This window comes from Brevundimonas basaltis (assembly GCF_014202075.1).
In the GTDB taxonomy this organism is placed as follows: domain Bacteria; phylum Pseudomonadota; class Alphaproteobacteria; order Caulobacterales; family Caulobacteraceae; genus Brevundimonas; species Brevundimonas basaltis.
Window position 1 is genome coordinate 451,849 of record NZ_JACHFZ010000002.1, and the last position, 17,498, is coordinate 469,346.

Annotated in this window: 19 protein-coding genes and 1 tRNA gene; 11 read left to right on the plus strand and 9 right to left on the minus strand. The window is 68.6% G+C overall.

All coding sequences use genetic code 11. The annotated features are described in order from the left end of the window. Positions 1-2 precede the first annotated feature (2 nt). Both fmt and truA read left to right on the plus strand, forming a co-directional pair. Positions 3-974: a methionyl-tRNA formyltransferase gene (gene fmt, locus HNQ67_RS06700; RefSeq protein WP_183253620.1), complete on the plus strand. Its 972-nt coding sequence runs from the start codon at positions 3-5 to the stop codon at positions 972-974. A 12-nt stretch (positions 975-986) separates the two neighbouring features. Beyond that, positions 987-1,724: a tRNA pseudouridine(38-40) synthase TruA gene (gene truA, locus HNQ67_RS06705; protein WP_183253622.1), complete on the plus strand. Its 738-nt coding sequence runs from the start codon at positions 987-989 to the stop codon at positions 1,722-1,724. A gap of 493 nt (positions 1,725-2,217) precedes the next feature. On the opposite strand, the gene HNQ67_RS06710 is transcribed toward truA, so the two are convergent. Both HNQ67_RS06710 and HNQ67_RS06715 read right to left on the minus strand, forming a co-directional pair. Continuing rightward, on the minus strand, positions 2,218-2,511 hold the full coding sequence (locus HNQ67_RS06710) for a hypothetical protein (protein ID WP_183253624.1): 294 nt from the start codon (positions 2,509-2,511) through the stop codon (positions 2,218-2,220). 254 nt (positions 2,512-2,765) lie between these two features. Next, positions 2,766-2,903 (minus strand): entericidin A/B family lipoprotein, encoded by a 138-nt coding sequence (locus HNQ67_RS06715; protein ID WP_183253626.1) that lies wholly within the window; start codon positions 2,901-2,903, stop codon positions 2,766-2,768. A gap of 98 nt (positions 2,904-3,001) precedes the next feature. On the opposite strand from HNQ67_RS06715, the gene HNQ67_RS06720 reads away from it, so the two are divergent. The 6 genes from HNQ67_RS06720 to HNQ67_RS06745 all read left to right on the plus strand — a co-directional run bounded on the left by HNQ67_RS06720 (position 3,002) and on the right by HNQ67_RS06745 (position 9,884). Then, the gene (locus HNQ67_RS06720) at positions 3,002-4,663 is read left to right on the plus strand and encodes a thiamine pyrophosphate-binding protein (RefSeq protein WP_183253628.1); all 1,662 of its coding nucleotides are present in this window, start codon (positions 3,002-3,004) and stop codon (positions 4,661-4,663) included. Positions 4,664-4,671: 8 nt separating this feature from the next. Further along, positions 4,672-5,142, plus strand: coding sequence for a hypothetical protein (locus HNQ67_RS06725; protein ID WP_183253630.1), 471 nt, complete (start codon positions 4,672-4,674; stop codon positions 5,140-5,142). Between the two features lie 45 nt (positions 5,143-5,187). Further along, positions 5,188-8,094, plus strand: a complete 2,907-nt coding sequence (gene polA, locus HNQ67_RS06730; protein ID WP_183253632.1) for a DNA polymerase I — start codon at positions 5,188-5,190, stop codon at positions 8,092-8,094. Between the two features lie 66 nt (positions 8,095-8,160). Continuing rightward, entirely contained in the window at positions 8,161-8,538 is a 378-nt protein-coding gene (locus HNQ67_RS06735; RefSeq protein ID WP_183253634.1) for a hypothetical protein, read from the plus strand. Then, positions 8,535-8,801 carry a hypothetical protein gene (locus HNQ67_RS06740; RefSeq protein ID WP_183253636.1) on the plus strand — a complete coding sequence of 89 codons (267 nt, stop codon included), beginning with the start codon at positions 8,535-8,537 and terminating at the stop codon, positions 8,799-8,801. Before HNQ67_RS06735 ends, HNQ67_RS06740 begins: the two co-directional genes overlap by 4 nt. A 216-nt stretch (positions 8,802-9,017) precedes the next feature. Then, entirely contained in the window at positions 9,018-9,884 is an 867-nt protein-coding gene (locus HNQ67_RS06745; RefSeq protein WP_183253638.1) for a DUF7946 domain-containing protein, read from the plus strand. A 29-nt stretch (positions 9,885-9,913) separates the two neighbouring features. Here HNQ67_RS06745 and HNQ67_RS06750 read toward each other — a convergent pair whose 3' ends face one another. From HNQ67_RS06750 to tsaD, 6 genes are all read right to left on the minus strand, one after another. Further along, positions 9,914-10,837, minus strand: coding sequence for an FRG domain-containing protein (locus HNQ67_RS06750; protein WP_183253640.1), 924 nt, complete (start codon positions 10,835-10,837; stop codon positions 9,914-9,916). Positions 10,838-10,857: 20 nt separating this feature from the next. Then, complete coding sequence (locus HNQ67_RS06755; protein ID WP_183253642.1) at positions 10,858-11,133, minus strand: hypothetical protein; 276 nt, start codon at positions 11,131-11,133, stop codon at positions 10,858-10,860. A 260-nt stretch (positions 11,134-11,393) separates the two neighbouring features. Beyond that, on the minus strand, positions 11,394-11,603 hold the full coding sequence (locus HNQ67_RS06760) for a hypothetical protein (protein ID WP_183253644.1): 210 nt from the start codon (positions 11,601-11,603) through the stop codon (positions 11,394-11,396). A gap of 554 nt (positions 11,604-12,157) precedes the next feature. Further along, entirely contained in the window at positions 12,158-12,550 is a 393-nt protein-coding gene (locus HNQ67_RS06765; RefSeq protein ID WP_183253646.1) for a Rieske 2Fe-2S domain-containing protein, read from the minus strand. Then, positions 12,550-13,548, minus strand: a complete 999-nt coding sequence (locus tag HNQ67_RS06770; protein WP_183253649.1) for an NAD(P)H-dependent glycerol-3-phosphate dehydrogenase — start codon at positions 13,546-13,548, stop codon at positions 12,550-12,552. Before HNQ67_RS06770 ends, HNQ67_RS06765 begins: the two co-directional genes overlap by 1 nt. Before the next feature lie 8 nt (positions 13,549-13,556). Further along, positions 13,557-14,681: a tRNA (adenosine(37)-N6)-threonylcarbamoyltransferase complex transferase subunit TsaD gene (gene tsaD, locus HNQ67_RS06775; protein WP_183254026.1), complete on the minus strand. Its 1,125-nt coding sequence runs from the start codon at positions 14,679-14,681 to the stop codon at positions 13,557-13,559. A gap of 43 nt (positions 14,682-14,724) precedes the next feature. Between tsaD and hemC the strand changes: the two genes are divergently transcribed. From hemC to HNQ67_RS06790, 3 genes are all read left to right on the plus strand, one after another. Next, entirely contained in the window at positions 14,725-15,663 is a 939-nt protein-coding gene (hemC, locus tag HNQ67_RS06780; protein WP_183253651.1) for a hydroxymethylbilane synthase, read from the plus strand. A 62-nt stretch (positions 15,664-15,725) separates the two neighbouring features. Then, positions 15,726-16,334: a uroporphyrinogen-III synthase gene (locus tag HNQ67_RS06785; protein WP_246347474.1), complete on the plus strand. Its 609-nt coding sequence runs from the start codon at positions 15,726-15,728 to the stop codon at positions 16,332-16,334. A 43-nt stretch (positions 16,335-16,377) separates the two neighbouring features. After that, positions 16,378-16,453: transfer RNA gene (locus HNQ67_RS06790), tRNA-Thr, on the plus strand. Between the two features lie 132 nt (positions 16,454-16,585). Here the strand turns inward: HNQ67_RS06790 and HNQ67_RS06795 are convergent. Next, positions 16,586-17,278, minus strand: a complete 693-nt coding sequence (locus tag HNQ67_RS06795) for a hypothetical protein (protein WP_183253653.1) — start codon at positions 17,276-17,278, stop codon at positions 16,586-16,588. Positions 17,279-17,498 lie beyond the last annotated feature (220 nt).

The window sequence follows — 17,498 nt, forward strand, 5'->3', positions numbered from 1 at the left end:
CCATGCGCCTCGCCTTCATGGGAACCCCCGACTTCGCCGTGCCCTCGCTGGCCGAGCTGATCGCCAGCGGCCACGAGGTCGTGGCCGTCTACAGCCAGCCGCCGAAGCCGCGCGGCCGGGGCCAGAAGCTGACCCCCTCGCCGGTGCACGCCTTCGCCGAGACCATGGGCCTGCCGGTCTTCACCCCCGACTCGATGAAGTCCGCCGAGGCCATCGAGACCTTCCGCAGCCTTCAGGTCGACGCCGCCTGCGTCGTCGCCTACGGCCAGATCCTCAAGGCCGAGGTGCTCGACGCGCCCCGGCTGGGCTGTTTCAACCTGCACGGCTCCCTGCTGCCGCGCTGGCGCGGCGCCGCCCCGATCCAGCGCGCCATCATGGCCGGCGACCGCCAGACCGGCGTCCAGATCATGCGCATGTCCGAGGGCCTCGACGAGGGTCCCATCCTGCTGTCGGAGGTGATGGACATCCGCCCCGACGACACCGCCGCGACCCTGTCCGACCGCATGTCCCACACCGGCGCCAGCCTGTGGCCGCGCGCCCTCGCCGCCATCGAGCGCGGCGCCGTCGAAGGGACGCCCCAGACCGGCGAACCGACCTACGCCCGCAAGATCACCCCGGCTCAAGCCCGCATCGACTGGACCCGTCCGGCGGCGGAGATCGACGCCCACATCCGCGGCCTGTCGCCCTTCCCGGGCGCATGGTTCGAGGCCCCCGGCCACGACGGCCCGGTCCGCATCAAGGCGCTGATGTCGCGCGTCTCCGGCCCCGGCGAGGGCGAGCTCGGCGAGGTGCTGGACGCTGGCCGGGACGGGGGCCTGCGCGTGGCCTGCGGCGACGGCGTCGTCCGGTTGCTGACGGTCCAGCGCCCCGGCAAGGCGGCCCAGCCCGCCGACGAGATGCTCCGCGGCTTCGCCATCCCGGCCGGAACGGTGCTGCCTCCCTCAAGTAGCGAGCCCCCGCGGGGCGAGCGGTAGGGAGACAAGGAAATGCCTAGGTATCGCCTCACCCTCGAGTACGACGGCTGGGGCTACAACGGCTTCCAGGCCCAGACCGACCAGCCGACGGTGCAGGGCGCGATCGAGCGGGCCATCACCGCCTTCTGCGGCGAGACGGTGCGCATCGCCGCCGCCGGGCGCACCGACACCGGGGTCCACGCCACGGGTCAGGTGATCGGCGTCGATCTGGACAAGCCCTGGCCGGCCAAGACGGTGATGAACGCCCTCAACGCCCATATGGTCGGGGAGGCGGTGTCGGTGCTGGACTGCGTCGAGGCCGACCCGGAGTGGCACGCGCGCTTCTCGGCGACCGGGCGGCGCTACCTCTACCGCATCCTCAACCGGCCCGGCCGCCCGGCGCTGGACCGCGGCCGGGTCTGGCACCTGAAGAAACCGCTCGACGCCGACGCCATGCACGCGGCGGCCCAGGCCCTCGTCGGCCTGCACGACTTCACCACCTTCCGCGATGTGAACTGCCAGTCGAAATCGCCTGAGAAGACCCTCGACGTGGCGGGCGTTTCCCGTGTTGGCGAGGAGGTCCATCTGGTGTTCGAGGCGCGATCGTTCCTGCACCGCCAGGTCCGTTCCATGACCGGGACCCTCGCGGAGGTCGGCCAAGGGCGCTGGGCGGTGGACGAAGTGGCGGCGGCGCTGGCGGCGAAGGACCGCGCGGCGTGCGGGCCGGTCGCGCCGTCGGACGGGCTCTATCTGACCGGGGTCAGCTACTGACGCTCATACCTCCACCGTCATCCTCGGGCTTGACCCGAGGATCAGGCGTGGGACCGGGCTGTGCGACGGGGACGGCCCGACGCCTGTGACCGCAAGCGCCGTCACCGAGCGCCGGACGATCTGATCCTCGGGTCAAGCCCGAGGATGACGGGGAGGGGCGGGTAAGTCCGGTGTTCGGGTGGATGCCAATGGCCGCTCTCGACCCGTTGCGGACACTCGCCGGCTCGCCCAACATCACTTATCGTTGAGTTGATCCGCGTAGCAGGGGGGCACCATGAAACGATCTCTCGCGACCTTTCTGGCGGGGGTGGCTATCACCGTCGGGTTGCTGTTCTTCGTCGATGGGATGGGGGTAAGCGGACCAGGATGGGTCATACTGCTGCTCTGCAGCGGCTTGGGCTTGCTCCTGGCTGAGGAAGTATTCCGTCGATTGCCTCGGCTGTCCGAAACGAAGTCCGCTTCCCGCCCTTAGGCGACAGTCCGCTCCCGCCCCTTAGCCGACGTTCGCCTCTGGATCGGAACTTCTTCTTTCAAGCCTTTTATCAATCCGAACGAGCAGCCGAAGGCAGCCTCCTAGCGCGATCAGCACCAAGCCTTGGAAAGCCAACGGGGGCGTCGGAGTTGGTCGAACTCCGAACAGGGGCATCACCGCAACGACCAGCAGAACAGCACAAACGAGAAAGCCCAGCATCAGGATCGCCAAGCCAAACCCATCCATGAACCGCCGGAACTCTAGCCCGGTCATTTTCACACGCATTTTCACCCCCGCAGTTGCCGATGAAACCATGCCCGAAGTTGAACCGGCGTACTACTCTCCGGCGAACACGCAGTCCGCATGGGTCCGCTTTCCACCCCTAGCGGCGGTTCGGAACGTCTGCCGTTCGGCCCCTTGTCATCCCCGACGACGCGAAGCGGAGATCGGGGACGTTCGGGCGTGAAATCGTCGTCTCCCGGACAATCGTGCGGAACTTTCCGGGGGGCCCTCATGGAAGCCCGTTCGGTCCCGGCTCGCCGCTTTCGCGGCATCCGGGATGACAGGCCCTACCGCTTGGCGCTCTCGGCGCCCGAGGTGACCGCGTCGCCGGCGGCGCGGACGTCGCGGCCGACGCCGGCGACGGTGTTGCAGGCCGAGACCGCGAGGGCGGCGGCGACGAGGCCGAGGGTGATGATCGTCTTCATGTCAGGTCCCGTTCAAGGTCGAAATCTCAGGCGCAAACGCCAAGCGTGGCCGTGGGTTGCATGGCCAAGGTTTCAGCCGTCTGCTAACCGCTCAGGGCATGACCCAGCCCGCGAACACCGCCGCCCGCCGCCTCGTCGAAACCCTGATCATCAACGGGATCGACCGGGTCTTCTGCGTGCCGGGCGAAAGCTATCTGGCCGTGCTCGACGCCCTCGCCGACGTGCGCGACAAAATTCAGGTCATCGCCTGCCGCCACGAGGCCGGGGCCGCCAACATGGCCGAGGCCTATGGCAAGCTGACGGGACGGCCCGGCGTCTGCATGGTCACGCGCGGACCCGGCGCGACCCACGCCTCCATCGGGGTGCACACGGCGCATCAGGACTCGACCCCGATGATCCTGTTCGTCGGCCAGATCGCCCTGACCGACCGCGGCCGCGGCGCCTTTCAGGAGGTCGACTATCGCGAGGTGTTCGGCGGCCTGGCCAAATGGGCCACCGAGATCGAGAGCCCGGAGCGCACCGTCGAGGTGGTCGAACGCGCCTTTGCCACCGCCCTGCAGGGCCGCATGGGCCCGGCGGTCATCGCCCTGCCCGAGGACATCCTGCACGCCGACGGCGGCCCCGCCCCGATCCGGCCGGTGACGCCCGCGAAGGCGGCGCTGGCCCCCGATGTGCTGGCGGATATCGGCGCGCGGCTGGCGAAGGCCGAGCGGCCGCTGATCGTGGTCGGCGGCTCGGGCTGGACCGACGCGGCCGCCGCCGCCCTGGCCGACTGGGCCGAGCGCTGCATGATCCCGATCTCGGGCTCGTTCCGGCGCAAGGACATCGTCGGCAACGACCGCCGCAACTACGCCGGCGACCTCGGCCTGGGCTGCAATCCGAAACTGGTCGCCCGGGCCCGCGCGGCCGACCTGATCATCGCCATCGGCGCCCGGCTGGGCGAAAATCCGACCCAGGGCTACACCCTGTTCGACCGGGCGCACACGGCACAGGTGCTGGTGCACCTGCATCCCGGAGCGGAGGAGCTGGGCCGGGTCTGGCCGACGCTGGTCGCCGGCGTAGCGGACAACAGTCTGGCGGCGCGGGCCCTCGCCACCCTGGAGCCCGGCCGGACGTGGGAGGCCGAGGCCCGCGCGGCGCACGACGACTATCTGGCCTTCTCGACCCCCGTGCCGGTGACCGGCGCGGTCAACATGAGCGAGTGCATGGCCCATCTGGCGGAGGCCCTGCCGCCGACCGCCATCATCACCAATGGCGCGGGCAATTTCGCCGCCTGGCTGCACCGCTTCTACCGCCACCGCGCCTGCCGCACCCAGCTGGCTCCGACCTCGGGCGCCATGGGCTACGGCTATCCCGCCGCCATCGCGGCGAAGAGCGTCCACCCCGACCGCGAGGTCGTCTGCATCGCCGGCGACGGCGACTATCTGATGACCGGGCAGGAGATCGCCACGGCGGTCCAGTACGGCATCAACGCCGTGGTCGTGGTCGTCGACAACGGAACCTACGGCACCATCCGCATGCATCAGGAGATGCACTATCCGGGCGCCCCGCGGACCATCGCCACCGACCTGAAGAACCCCGATTTCGTCCAGTACGCCGAGGCCTTTGGCGCCTTCGGCATTCGCTGCGAGCGCACCGAGGACTTCCCCGCCGCCCTCGCCGCCGCCCGGAACGCCGGCCGCCCCGCCATTGTTCACCTGATCACCTCGGCCGAGGATATCGCGCCCGGCCGGACCATCTCCGGCCTGCGTTCAAGATAGGAGCCGCCATGCGCGTCGTTTCCGGTCTCGCCGCTTCGTCCCTGCTGCTCGGCGCCTTCGCCGCGCCCGGTCCGGTCAACCCCGTCAGGCCGGCCGCCGACCCGGACGTGTATGTCGTCCCCGCCGGCGAACTGGGCGACGACTGCGCCGTCATCGCCGCCGTGGCGAGGGACCATTACCGCTTCGACACTACCGACAACCGCCCGCCGCCGATCCGTTTCGACGGCGACTACGCCCCAAGCTGCGACTGGCCCCGCCACGGCCTGGTCTTCGAGGCGTACGACCCTGACGCGCCCGGCGGTCCGCGCCGGCGGACGCGCTGGGTCAGCTTCGCCCGCCCGACCTACGACGGCCTCGGGGCGGTGATCGAGACCTCGATCATGCACGGTCCCCTCGCCGGCATGGGCTATCAGTGCCGGGTCGCCTCGGGCTTCAACGGCTGGACGGCGATTGGCTGCCGCAACACCTGGGTGTCGTAGCGCTCAGCCGGTGACGGCGGCCCCGCGCCTGCCTATGTTCCGGCCATGACCGACAGCGCCGCTCCCGAGACCACAGACCGCCCCCTCACCCAGGACGGTCCCGCCATCCGCCTGTGGATGATCGACGCCTCGGCCTACATCTTCCGCGCCTATCACGCCCTGCCGCCCCTGACGCGCAAGTCCGACGGCCTGCCGGTCGGGGCGGTGCAGGGCTACTGCAACATGCTGTGGAAGCTGATCCGCGATATGAAGGGCGACGACGGCCCGACCCATCTGGTGGCCATCTTCGACCATTCGGAAAAGACCTTCCGCAATGACATGTACGACCAGTACAAGGCCAACCGCTCGGCCCCGCCCGAGGACCTGATCCCCCAGTTCCCGCTGGTCCGCGAGGCCACCGCCGCCTTCGGCGTGCACTGCGTCGAACTGCCCGGCTACGAGGCCGACGATCTGATCGCCACCTACGCCTGCAAGGCCCGCGACGCCGGCGGCGAGGCGGTCATCGTCTCCTCCGACAAGGACCTGATGCAGCTGATCGGCCCCTCGGTGGTCATGTGGGATCCGATGAAGGAACGCCGCCTCGCCGAGGAGGCCGTGTTCGAGAAGTTCGGGGTCGCGCCCGACAAGGTGGTCGAGGTCCAGGCCCTGATCGGCGACAGCGTCGACAACGTCCCCGGCGCCCCCGGCATCGGCCCCAAGACCGCGGCCCAGCTGATCGGCGAATACGGCGACCTCGACACCCTGCTGGCCCGCGCCGGCGAGATCAAACAGCCCAAGCGCCGCGAGACCCTGATCGAATTCGCCGACCAGATCCGCCTGTCGCGCGAGCTGGTCACCCTCGACTGCAACGCCCCGGCGCCCGAGCCGATCGACGACTTCGCCGTCCGCGACCCGGACCCCGAGGCCCTGGCCGCCTTCCTCGACAGGATGGAGTTCCGTAGCTTGCGCACCCGCGTCGGCGACGGCAAGGCGCCGGCGACCAACGGCACCGCCTTCGTGGCCCGGCCGAAAGCCCCCTCCGCCCCCGTGGCCACGCCCCGCTACGGCCAGGTCGCCGAGGGCCCGGCCGAGGTCCAGACCGTCGACACCGAAGCCTATGCCTGCGTCCAGACGCTGGAAGAGCTCGACCAATGGATCGCCCGAGCGACCGAAGCGGGGGTCGTGGGGTTCGATTGTGAGACGGACGCGCTGTCGGCGACGCATGCCGGGCTGTGCGGCGTGTCGCTGGCCATCGGCCCGAACGACGCCTGCTACATCCCCCTGACGCATGAGCACCCGCCCGCGGCCGACGCCGGCGGCCTCGACTTCGGCGGCGAGACGGATGCCCGCGAGCCCCTGACCCAGATCGACAAGCCCGAGGCCCTGAAGCGGCTCAAGGTGCTGCTGGAGAACCCGGCGGTCCTGAAGATTGTTCAAAATGGAAAATATGACCTGGCGGTGATGGCCCAAAGGGGCATCCGCGTCGCCCCGATCGACGACACCATGCTGATCTCCTACGTCCTCGAAGGCGGCCTCCACGGCCACGGCATGGACGAGCTGGCCCGGCTCCACCTCGGCCATGAGCCGATCACGTTCAAGAGCGTGGCGGGGACGGGCAAGGCCCAGAAGTCGTTCAAGCATGTCGAGCTGAAACCGGCGACCTGCTACGCGGCCGAGGATGCGGACGTGACGCTCAGGCTGTGGCGCCTCCTCAAGCCGCGGCTGGCCGAGGCCCGGCTGACCACCGTCTATGAAACCCTCGAACGCCCCCTGCCGGCCGTGCTGGCCGACATGGAGCGGGCCGGCATCCGCGTCGACCCCGACCGCCTCAAGCGGCTGTCCTCCGAGTTCGGCCTGCGCATGGCCGAGCTGGAGCAGCAGGCGCACGACCTGGCCGGCCGCCCGTTCAACGTCGGCTCGCCGCGCCAGATCGGCGACATCCTGTTCGGCGAGATGGCCCTGCCCGGCGGCCGCAAGACCGCCTCCGGCCAGTGGGGCACCGAGGCCTCGGTGCTGGAAGAACTGGCCCTGACCCATGACCTGCCGCGCCTGCTGCTGGAATGGCGCCAGCTCTCCAAGCTCAAGGGCACCTACACCGACGCCCTGATCGAGGCCGCCGACCCGGCCACCGACCGCGTCCACACCTCCTACCAGCTGGCCGCCGCCACCACCGGCCGCCTCGCCTCCAGCGACCCCAACCTCCAGAACATCCCGATCCGCACCGAGACCGGCCGCCAGATCCGCCAGGCCTTCATCGCCGCCCCCGGCCATGTGCTGATCAGCGCCGACTACAGCCAGATCGAGCTGCGCCTGCTGGCCCACATCGGCGACATCCCCGAGCTGAAACGCGCCTTCGCCGCCGGCATCGACATCCACACCGCCACGGCCAGCGAGATGTTCGGCGTCCCCGTCGACCAGATGGATCCCGAGACCCGCCGCCGCGCCAAGGCGATCAATTTCGGCATCGTCTACGGCATCAGCGCCTTCGGCCTGGCCGCCCAGCTGAACATCCCCCAGGGCGAGGCCGGCGACTATATCAAGACCTATTTCGAACGCTTCCCCGGCATCCGCAGCTACATGGACGCGACCAAGGTGCAGGTGCGCGAGACCGGCATGGTCCACACCGTGTTCGGCCGCCGCATCCACATCCCGGCCATCCATTCCAAATCGGGGGCCGAGCGCCAGTTCGGCGAACGCGCCGCCATCAACGCCCCCATCCAGGGCGCCGCCGCCGACATCATCCGCCGCGCCATGGTGCGCATGCCGGGGGCCCTGGAGGCCGCCGGCCTGTCAACGCGCATGCTGCTCCAGGTCCACGACGAACTGGTCTTCGAGGCCCCGGAGGCCGAGGCCTGGCGCGCCATTCCGGTGATCAAGCGGGTGATGGAAGGCGCGGCGGAACCGGCCGTGGCGCTGACCGTGCCGCTGGTGGTCGAGGCGCGGGCGGCGGGGAACTGGGACGAGGCGCATTGATAGATAGTACTTGATACTGCTCTCCAAAAAATGATAGATAGACCTATCAATCAGTCGGAGCCGCCCATGACCATTCTCAACATCGATCGATCCGTCGCAGCGATCCTGGAAGCGGCGCGCCAAGGAGAGTTCATCTCCTATGGTGATGTTGCGAAAGCCAACGGCTTCGAATGGTCTTTCACGATGAACCATCTGATGCCCAAGCACTTGGACATGATCCTCGCCAAGGCCGACGCTCAAGGTTGGCCGCTCATCACCGCAAATGTCGTGAACAAGCAGAATATTGGATCGGGCAAGCTTGAAGAGCAGTCTCTCAGTGGTTTCGTGTCCTGCGCACGGAGGCTCGGCTACGAGGTCGGAGACAGTGATCGCCAGGTATTTCTCGAGGAGCAGCAGCGCGAGACGTTCGCCTTCGCCAAGAAGTACGACGGAGGTGTCCAGTGACCGAAGTGACCAAGTCCGAGCGGATACGCCAGTTGGCGGCCGAGGGCATAAGTCGGAGCGACATCGCTCGCGAACTCGGTGTCCGCTATCAATTTGTATACAATGTGCTCAAGGCCGCTTCCATCGAGCCGGCCGACCCGAAACCGGCTCTAATCAAGTCCCCGGTGAGCGAAGAGGGGCTGACGATTGCAGAAGCCAAGCGGAGGTTGGCCCTGACGTTTGGGGTCGATCCCGGGGCAATCACGATCACTGTGCAGGGGTAGCCCGTCGGCTGTTCCGGCTGCACTGCGGATGCGGCCTGTCCGGAAGACACACTCGGTAACGGGGGGCAGAACCCACATGTTGGCGGGATGAGGCGCGCTGAGGGGCTGCGACCGATAATGACGCCCCCTCATGATAGCGTCTGTCAGTGCGCCCGAACATGACTCGACGACCTATGGTTTTGCCGCCACAACTTCACGGGGTTGGGGGCTTGAGACATGACGGAGCCGCTTTTTCGGCTGACATACGACGGTGGCGATGCAGATCACCACGTCATCGACATGCGCCTTCTCGGTGCCTCGCTGCAGGGCGCCGACAAGATCATCTCGGATGGTCTGATCCTTCTGGTCCACAGTCGCCCTCCACGCCGAGGGGAACGGGCACCCGTTATCGCCAAGGTCCGAGAGCCCGCGCCGGGTTCCTACGATCTGATCGGAGCCTTGCAGGACTACGCTTGGCTGCTACCGCTCGGGTTGCCGGTCGCTCAGCAGGTAGTTGGCACGCACATCAGCGAATGGCTTGCTGCTGTAAAGGCCTACTTCAGCGGCCGCCCCGATCTGGCGGAGGCCGCGATGCAAGCACTCGTTGATCTCAACCGCGACCACTTGGCAGCCAGGGATGCCGCTGAGGCGAGGATGCACGAAGAGCGGATGGGATATCTCGATGCCATCCGCCAAACCCTAGCCCAACAGCAAAAGCCGCTTGAGCAGTTTGTCGCGCCGGTAGGTCGCTCGGTTACTTCCGCAACGTTTGCGCCTGCTGGCGCGCGCTCAGTCAGCGTAAATCTCGAGGACGCCGACGCCATTAGAGCGTCAGGGGAGGTTAGCTGGACGGATCTTCAGGAGGTGCAGCTCAAGACTGATGGTTTCCGGTTCCACACTAGTGGGTTGAGCATAGAAAACCCCGAACGAGACGGCTATCTAATGGCAAAGGTTTCGGATCCCCGGTTCGAACAACAAGAGAACGCTTACACCGCCGCAGCACAACGGCGGGCGGAGATCGTGGTGCTTGCCCGCAAAGGCTACAGGGGTGACGAGTTGGTTAAGATCGACATCGTCGACTTCCGTCGAGAGTTGGGGCTCTAGGAGCAACGGACCTGACCGGTCGCTCCGCCTTACCGGACTGGATAACTTGCCGTGATGCGCTTGGCCGCTCTGTCCAACTCGGGGAATAGTGTGCTCTCCTCAATGCCGAGGCGTTCAAGCGCCTGTCTCAGCGGACCCTTAAGAGCTTGAGGCACAACGAAGCGAGTCTCCGTAATCTGGTGGGCGAAATTAATTCGGGTTTTGGGAACAAGTCCGCTGATTATGAAGCCGCCAGCTTGGGAAAGTATTCGCCTGTTGCTCATTTTTGGGTGTACGTAATATGGCTTAAACAGATCGATTGGATCGATAATGGGAAGGAAGTGAGGTTTCTCCACTCGAATGAATTGGTGAAGTCTTTGGAAAACCGACTCTGCATTCAGGCGATCGATCTCTTCTTTCCTGCTGGCGCTTTTTGCTCTCTGACTTCTAAGTTCGACTATAGATTGCTTCTCAGAGCTTGTCATGTTCGCCAGATTCGCGATGCAGCTGATCGAATCGCTGTCGTAATACTTTTCGCGCTCCTCCGGGACCGAGAACCCGGTTACCAAGCCGTCGGCTTCCTTGCCCGCAGGGTCCGGTTGGGTCGCGAAATAGAGCGCGACCAATGGATTACGCGAGACATCCATTAGGCGGGTTGGCAGTCCGAAATGCTGCATCCGGACCAGCCGGTCAAACATGGTCTGGTCCGCCGAAAACTCGTGAGGGTGCACAGACACCAAGTCGCGCACAGCTCTTTTCTCGTTCTTCTGGAACTCGATCAGGTCGGGACGAAACAGTCCTGGAACGTTCTCCCAGCTGGTGTCGCGCTGCCCTCGATAGCACTTGAACTTAGCATCCTGCTCGGCAAAGCGCGTTACGGCATCGATGAAGTTGGTAAGACCGGTGATCGGAGGAATCGACGGTGCCGGAGCGACCTTCGCGCGTTTACGGGGGTTGCTGAGCCGTTTTGCCATGTGTCTGGCTACCACCCCCCTCACGTCATCGCCACATCCCCCCTCGCCCCATGCGGCCGCACCCAGAAGGTGACCCGTCCCGGGCAGCCCATGCGCCGGCAGGTCGTGCTGCGCCCCCACAGGACGAAGTGGGTCCCGCGCGCCCGGGCGATGCGTTTGAGGTCGGCCCGGATGCGCAGCTCGCACAGCTCGCACTCGGTATAGACCAGCCAGCGGTTGGACAGGATGGCGCCGACGGTGCGGCCGGCCATCTTCCAGTCTTCGGGGGTGTAGCGGTCGGGGTTGCGGCGGGTCATCTTTGTGAAGAGAGGGCGCTAACGATCGGCCCGCGGGGCCTCGCTGCTTGAGCGCGGGGTGGTGTTCGTCAGGGCGGTCGGTTCATGGCTCCGTGGCCAGCCTCAAATCTCACCGTCATTCCGGGGCCGGGACGGGCGCGAGCCCGGGGCGGAACCCGGAACCCAGGGGATCGGCCGCGATGACGGCCGCCGGGCGACCGGGTGGGCCGTCCTGGGTTCCGGGTTCCGCTGCGCGGCCCCGGAATGACGGGGTTTGGGCGTTATGGACGCAGTACGTCCCGCCCCCACCCCACCCGCCGCAGCTCGATGGCGGCGGCCTGGCGCAGGATGGCGTCGGGGGACAGGCGGTCGATCTCGGCCAGCAGGGTGCGGATGCCGGCGCGGCCGTCGGCGCTGGTCAGGTCCAGCCCCTGCAGGGCGGCGAGGAGGCGGACGGCGGGGTCGGGGCGGGCGGGGTCGGCTTGCGGCATGGGAAACACTCCAGAACTGACGACCGACCCGGGGGCCAGTTAGACTCGCGGAGGGGCCGGAGGCAAGGGGATGTTCGCGGTTTGTTCACAGGCGGGGCGGGGGAGCGTCTCCTCCCCGTTCGCCGCTTGCGAATGGGGAGGGGGACCGCGAAGCGGTGGAGGGGCGGTTGGCGGCGCCCCGATCGTGCGGCGGATGGAACTCCTCCGTCTCGTCGGCTCCGCCGCCGATCCACCTCCCCATCGCTGCGCGACAGGGAGGAGAACGCTGTGCTGACAATCCGCGAAAATATAGTCGGGTTGTGGAGACGATCCCCTACCTTTTCAGCCGCTTGCCCGAATCTAAACCCGATCTTCCCGACCCATGGGAGAACCGGTCCATACTGCGCTCCGGTCTTTGACAATCGCACCGCCGACCCGCCGCCCGAGGCGCGCCCGGCTCACCCTGCCGGCCCGGATGTCGACTCTGCCGACTCCGCCACAGCGAATTTCCGCGCGACCCTGTCGACCCTGCCGACTCCGCCATACCGAATTTTTGGGTTCCGCCCGGGTGAGGCTCACGCCGTCCGGATCATTCCGTCCACGACCGTCACCGGCCAGGGCGTCAGCCGGCCGCCGGCGCAGGGCCCGCCGGTGCACAGGCCGGTCAGCGGCTCGAACACCGCCCCGTGCCAGCCGCACAGGATGCGCTCCCCGTCCGGGGTCAGATAGCGGTCCAGCTCGATGGCCAGCGGATGGCCCTGATGCGGGCAGCGGTCGACATAGCCGGCCACCGCCCCGTCCTTCCGCACCACGAAGCCGTGGAAGAAGGCCTCGCCGATCTGCAGCACGAAGGACCGCGCGCCCGGATCGGCCAGCTCGGTCTCCGGGCACAGGGGCACATTGACCGGGGTCTTCCAGACCCGCTTGCGCTCCGGTTCGGGCGCGGGGGGCTCCGGTTGTTCGCTCACTAGCTCCGCTCGGCCTTGAGCGGGCGCGACAGCAGGGCCTCGATCATCTCCGGCACCGTGGTCTCCCCGGCCAGCACATCGGCCACGGCCAGAGAGATGGGCATGTCGACGCCGGTCTTCTCGGCCAGCTCGCGCACCGCCGGGGCCGATTCATAGCCCTCGGCCACCGAGCGCTTGCCGGCCAGGGCCTGCTCCACCGTCTGGCCCTGACCGAGAGCGAGGCCCAGGCTCATATTGCGCGACTGCGGGCTGGAGCAGGTCAGCACCAGGTCGCCGAGGCCGCACAGGCCGGCCACGGTCCCGGCCTGGCCGCCGAGGGCCACGCCCAGCCGGGTCATCTCGGCGAAACCGCGGGTGATCAGGGCGGCGTGGGCGCTGCGCCCCAGCCCCCGGCCCTCGCTGATGCCGCAGGCGATGGCCAGCACGTTCTTGATCGCCCCGCCGACCTCGGCGCCGATCAGGTCGGAGGCCAGGTAGGGGCGGAAGGTCGGGGCCGACAGGGTCTCCATCAGGGCCTGGCCGAGGGCCGCGTCGGCGCAGGCCAGGGTGACCGCGCTGGGCAGGCCGCGCGCCACCTCGCCGGCGAAGCTGGGGCCCGACAGCACGGCGGCCGGGGCGGCGGGGAGGGTCTCGGCCAGCACCTCGGTCATCAGCTTCAGCGAGCCGCGCTCGATGCCCTTGGAGCACAGCACGACCGGCACGCCGGGCCGGTGGTGCGGCGCGAAGGCGGTCAGGGTCGAGCGCATGTGCTGGGCCGGCGGCACGGCCAGGATCAGGTCGCAGGCGGCCAGATCGGCGAGGACGGCGGTGACCGACACCCGGCTGTCGAGCACCACGTCGGGCAGGAACAGCTCATTGACCCGGCGGGCGGTCAGGCTCTCGACCACCTCCGGCTCGCGCGCCTGCAGCAGGACGTCGAGCCCCGCCCAGCCCGCCACCTGGGCCAGGGCTGTGCCCCAGGCCCCCGCGCCGATCACCCCCGCCGTGCGAAATTCCATGGCCATTCCTATGCTTTCGCGCCCTTGCGGCCGGGTTTGTGGGCCGGATCAGACAGGGCCCGCGCCTCGTCCAGCGGCCAGCGCGGCCGGGCCGCGGCGTCGATGTCGGAGATCCAACCCTTCTGCAGCCGTTCCGCTCCCGCCAGGGCGATCATCGCCGCATTGTCGGTGCACCAGGCCATGGGCGGGGCGAGGAAGGCGAAGCCGTTCCTCGCGGCGGCCGCCTCCAGCGTGGCGCGGACCGTGCGGTTGGCCGCCACCCCGCCGGCCACGACCAGCAGGCGATGGTCGTGCCGCTCCGCATAGGCCTTCATGGCCCGGTCCGAGCGGTCGGCCAGCTGGCGCGCGATGGCGCCCTGCACCGCGTCGGCGAGGTCGGCGCGGTCCCGGTCCGTCTCGCAGGCGTGGGCCAGCCGCGAGGCCGCGGTCTTGAGGCCCGAGAAGGAGAAGTCGCAGTCCTTGCGGCCGAGCAGGGCGCGCGGCAGGTCGAAGCGGCCCCCGTCGCCGCCCTCGGCCAGCCGCTCCAGCGCCGGTCCGCCCGGATAGCCGAGCCCCAGCGCCTTGGCGATTTTGTCGAAGGCCTCGCCCGCCGCGTCGTCGATGGTCGTGCCCAGCCGGGTCATGTCCCCGATGCCCCGCACCTCCAGCAGCTGGCAATGCCCGCCCGAGACCAGCAGCAGCAGGAAGGGATAGTCCACCGGCCGGCCCAGCCGCGCCGACACCGCATGGCCCTCGAGGTGATTGACCGCGACCAGCGGCAGATCCCGCGCCAGCGCCACCGCCTTGCCGAAGCTGAGACCCACCATCACGCCGCCGACCAGTCCCGGCCCCGCCGTCGCCGCCACCCCGTCCAGTCCGTCGTAGCCCACCCCCGCCTCGGCCATGGCCCGCGCCGTGACGCCGGCGATCATTTCGACATGGCTGCGCGCCGCGATCTCGGGCACGACGCCGCCGTAGGCCGCATGATCGTCGATCTGGCTATGCACCACCGACGACAGCACCGTGGCCGCCCCGTCCGGCGTCAGCCGCACCACCGAGGCGGCGGTCTCGTCGCAGCTGGTCTCGAGGCCCAGCACGACGAGGGGTCCGGTTGCCCGGCCTGCTTCGCTGCTATAGTCCGCGCCCAGGTCCATCGGGTCGAGGTAACGGCCCCGTCCCTCCCGCGCAACGGTTCTCATGGCTGCTCTCGTCCGCATCGGCACGCGCCGCTCGAAACTGGCCCTGACCCAGTCGGGCATGATGCAGCGCGCCATCGGACGGGCCCTGGGGGTCGCGGACGCCGATCTGGCCGAGGCCGTGCCGCTGGTCGAGATCGTCACCACCGGCGACCGGGTGCAGGACCGCCGCCTGATGGAGATCGGCGGCAAGGCGCTGTTCACCAAGGAGATCGAGGAAGCCCTGCTCGACGGTCGCGTCGACGTGGCGGTGCATTCGATGAAGGACGTGCCGGCCGAACAGCCCGACGGCCTGTGCATCGCCGCCGTGCCGCCACGCGAGGACGCCCGCGACGCCTTCGTCAGCGAGGCCTTCGCGTCGTTCGCAGACTTGCCGTCGGGCGCGCGCCTGGGCACCGCCTCGATGCGGCGCCAGGCGCAGGCGCTGGCTCTGCGCCCTGACCTGCAGATCGAGATGCTGCGCGGCAATGTCGACACCCGGTTGCGCAAGCTGGCCGAGGGCGAGTTCGACGCCATCCTGCTGGCCGTCTCCGGGCTCAACCGACTGGGGTTCGAACGCGCGATCCGCGAGCGGCTGGCGCTCGACGACTTCCTGCCCGCGCCGGGGCAGGGGGCGCTGGCCCTGCAGACCCGGGCCGACGACCGGGACGCGGCCTGGGTGGCGGCGCTGAACGATCCCGCGACGGCGCTGGCCGTGGCGGCGGAACGTGGAGCCATGACCGCGCTGGAGGGCTCGTGCCGCACGGCCATCGGGGCCTATGCGGAGATCGCCGCCGGGCGGTTGAGGTTGACCACCGAGATGCTGGCGCCGGACGGCTCGGCGCGCTGGCGGCGGGCGGGCGAGATCGAGGCGGGCGGGTCGGAGCAGGCCCAGGCGCTCGGCCTGCGGCTCGGCGCCGAGGTCCGCGAGACGGCGGGCGATCAGAGGGTCGAGCCCTGATCCCGATCCGCCGCGTCTGGGTCACCCGCGCCGAGCCGGGCGCGACCCGCACCGCCGACCGCTTGACCGGTCTCGGCTTCGAGCCGTTGGTCGCGCCGCTGCTGAGGATCGAGCCGATCCCACAGCCGGCGCCGGACCTGACCGGCGTCGACGCCCTGGCCTTCACCAGCCGCAATGGCGTCGCCGCCTTCGCGCGCCTGTCCGGAGAGCGGACCCTGCCGGTGTTCACGGTCGGGGACGCCACGGCCGGGGCGGCGCGGGCGGCGGGCTTCGCCGTCGTCCGCTCGGCCGCCGGAGCCCTGGCCGATCTGGTCCGGCTGCTGGCGGAGGCGGCCCCGGGCCCGGTGCTGGCGCCCGGCGCGCTGGAGCCTTCGGGCGACCTGCAGGCGCTGCTGGCCGGGCGCGCCGAGGTCCGGACCCTGCCGGTCTATCGCGCAGTCGAGACCGGGGCCGCGCCGCCCGCCGCCTTCGACGCCCTGCTGATCCATTCGCCGCGCGCCGCGCGCGCGGTGGCGGCGTGCGGCCGGTTCGCCGGCCAGACCGCCGTCGTCATCTCGGAAGCCGCCGCCGCGCCCCTGACCGCCTCGGCGGGTCTGGAGACCCGCATCGCCGCCCGCCCGGACGAAGCGGCCCTGTTCGAGGCGCTTGGCAAGCCCGCGCCCCGCGTATAAAGAGCGCCTCTCGCGCGGGCGTGCACGTCTCCGCCGCGCCAAGGCCGCTTTAGCTCAGCTGGTAGAGCATCGCATTCGTAATGCGGGGGTCAGGTGTTCGAGTCACCTAAGCGGCACCACCACTCCAGAGCCACTCTAACTAGGAAGACGACGCGCGAGCGGTGGGAGTGCCGTATCGCTGGGTCGGCGCGTGGGTCCCAGCTGGGTGTGCCGTTGGTCCGCTTCTGACTCGTTGTGCTACCCATTCCTGATCAATGACGAGTGGGCGGCGCGCCGATCAGCCATTGAAGTGCGAACAGAATGGCACCGCTCAGGCCCACGGTGAGCGACCACACGACGATCTGCCGAAGCCCTACCAGAACCTCCGGCGTCTGCGCGACCCCGTCGATGACGAGCGGACGAGTGAAGCGCAGCCACCAGACCCGCAGATGGTCTGTCCACTGCGGATCGCCGTCCAGCGCCGTGCACTCGAAATACGACATCATAGCGCGCCAGTGGCCCGCCGTGACGCTGGGTGCCTGCAACGACCTCGGAGAGCGATAGTGCTCCAGGACAAGCATCGTCTCCTTCGGGGTGAACCCCTCGCTGCGCGCCGGCGCTAGCATGCAGAGCACCGTCCCTCTCTCCGTGCGATGATAACTCAGTGAGGCCCCCGACTCGACGAGCAAGCGGACATGACTGACAGGAAGGCCGACTTCGGAAGGGGCAGGTTCGACAATCTGATCCACCGGGCGACTGCCGTAAAACACGTCGAACTGCCGGCGATCGTTACCGCCCATCCTGCCGCCACACTGAACGTAGAAGCTGTAGGCGGACGAGAAATAGGCATGGCGTTCGTCGCTATCCGCCAAACGGTTGAACCAGCGTTCGGCCATCAATTCGCAGAACTGTTCAAAGTCGCGTTTGCGGATCCACCGTCGGTTTCGTCGGTCGGCTACCGTCACGCTGAACGCCTCTCTCGCAAAGAACGCGCGCACTCGGAGGAGGCTTCGCTATTCGTTTGTAAACAGGTAGGTCCGACCGATCATCCCCAATCAGTCTGGTCTCCGATGGCGTACCAGAACCGGCCGTCTTGAGAAAAGCAACGCAATACCCTTGAGCAGCGTCGGAGTCAGAAGCGGACCCAGTTGGAACCGCTAGGAAACAAGCGCAGAAATCCGCAGA

What these genes read in the sequence shown, in the direction of transcription:
- fmt (WP_183253620.1), top strand. Translation starts at nt 3, where the DNA reads ATGCGCCTCGCCTTCATGGGAACCCCCGACTTCGCCGTGCCCTCGCTG.
- truA (WP_183253622.1), top strand. Translation starts at nt 987, where the DNA reads ATGCCTAGGTATCGCCTCACCCTCGAGTACGACGGCTGGGGCTACAAC.
- HNQ67_RS06710 (WP_183253624.1), bottom strand. Translation starts at nt 2,511, where the DNA reads ATGGTTTCATCGGCAACTGCGGGGGTGAAAATGCGTGTGAAAATGACC.
- HNQ67_RS06715 (WP_183253626.1), bottom strand. Translation starts at nt 2,903, where the DNA reads ATGAAGACGATCATCACCCTCGGCCTCGTCGCCGCCGCCCTCGCGGTC.
- HNQ67_RS06720 (WP_183253628.1), top strand. Translation starts at nt 3,002, where the DNA reads ATGACCCAGCCCGCGAACACCGCCGCCCGCCGCCTCGTCGAAACCCTG.
- HNQ67_RS06725 (WP_183253630.1), top strand. Translation starts at nt 4,672, where the DNA reads ATGCGCGTCGTTTCCGGTCTCGCCGCTTCGTCCCTGCTGCTCGGCGCC.
- polA (WP_183253632.1), top strand. Translation starts at nt 5,188, where the DNA reads ATGACCGACAGCGCCGCTCCCGAGACCACAGACCGCCCCCTCACCCAG.
- HNQ67_RS06735 (WP_183253634.1), top strand. Translation starts at nt 8,161, where the DNA reads ATGACCATTCTCAACATCGATCGATCCGTCGCAGCGATCCTGGAAGCG.
- HNQ67_RS06745 (WP_183253638.1), top strand. Translation starts at nt 9,018, where the DNA reads ATGACGGAGCCGCTTTTTCGGCTGACATACGACGGTGGCGATGCAGAT.
- HNQ67_RS06750 (WP_183253640.1), bottom strand. Translation starts at nt 10,837, where the DNA reads ATGGCAAAACGGCTCAGCAACCCCCGTAAACGCGCGAAGGTCGCTCCG.
- HNQ67_RS06755 (WP_183253642.1), bottom strand. Translation starts at nt 11,133, where the DNA reads ATGACCCGCCGCAACCCCGACCGCTACACCCCCGAAGACTGGAAGATG.
- HNQ67_RS06760 (WP_183253644.1), bottom strand. Translation starts at nt 11,603, where the DNA reads ATGCCGCAAGCCGACCCCGCCCGCCCCGACCCCGCCGTCCGCCTCCTC.
- HNQ67_RS06770 (WP_183253649.1), bottom strand. Translation starts at nt 13,548, where the DNA reads ATGGAATTTCGCACGGCGGGGGTGATCGGCGCGGGGGCCTGGGGCACA.
- tsaD (WP_183254026.1), bottom strand. Translation starts at nt 14,681, where the DNA reads ATGGACCTGGGCGCGGACTATAGCAGCGAAGCAGGCCGGGCAACCGGA.
- hemC (WP_183253651.1), top strand. Translation starts at nt 14,725, where the DNA reads ATGGCTGCTCTCGTCCGCATCGGCACGCGCCGCTCGAAACTGGCCCTG.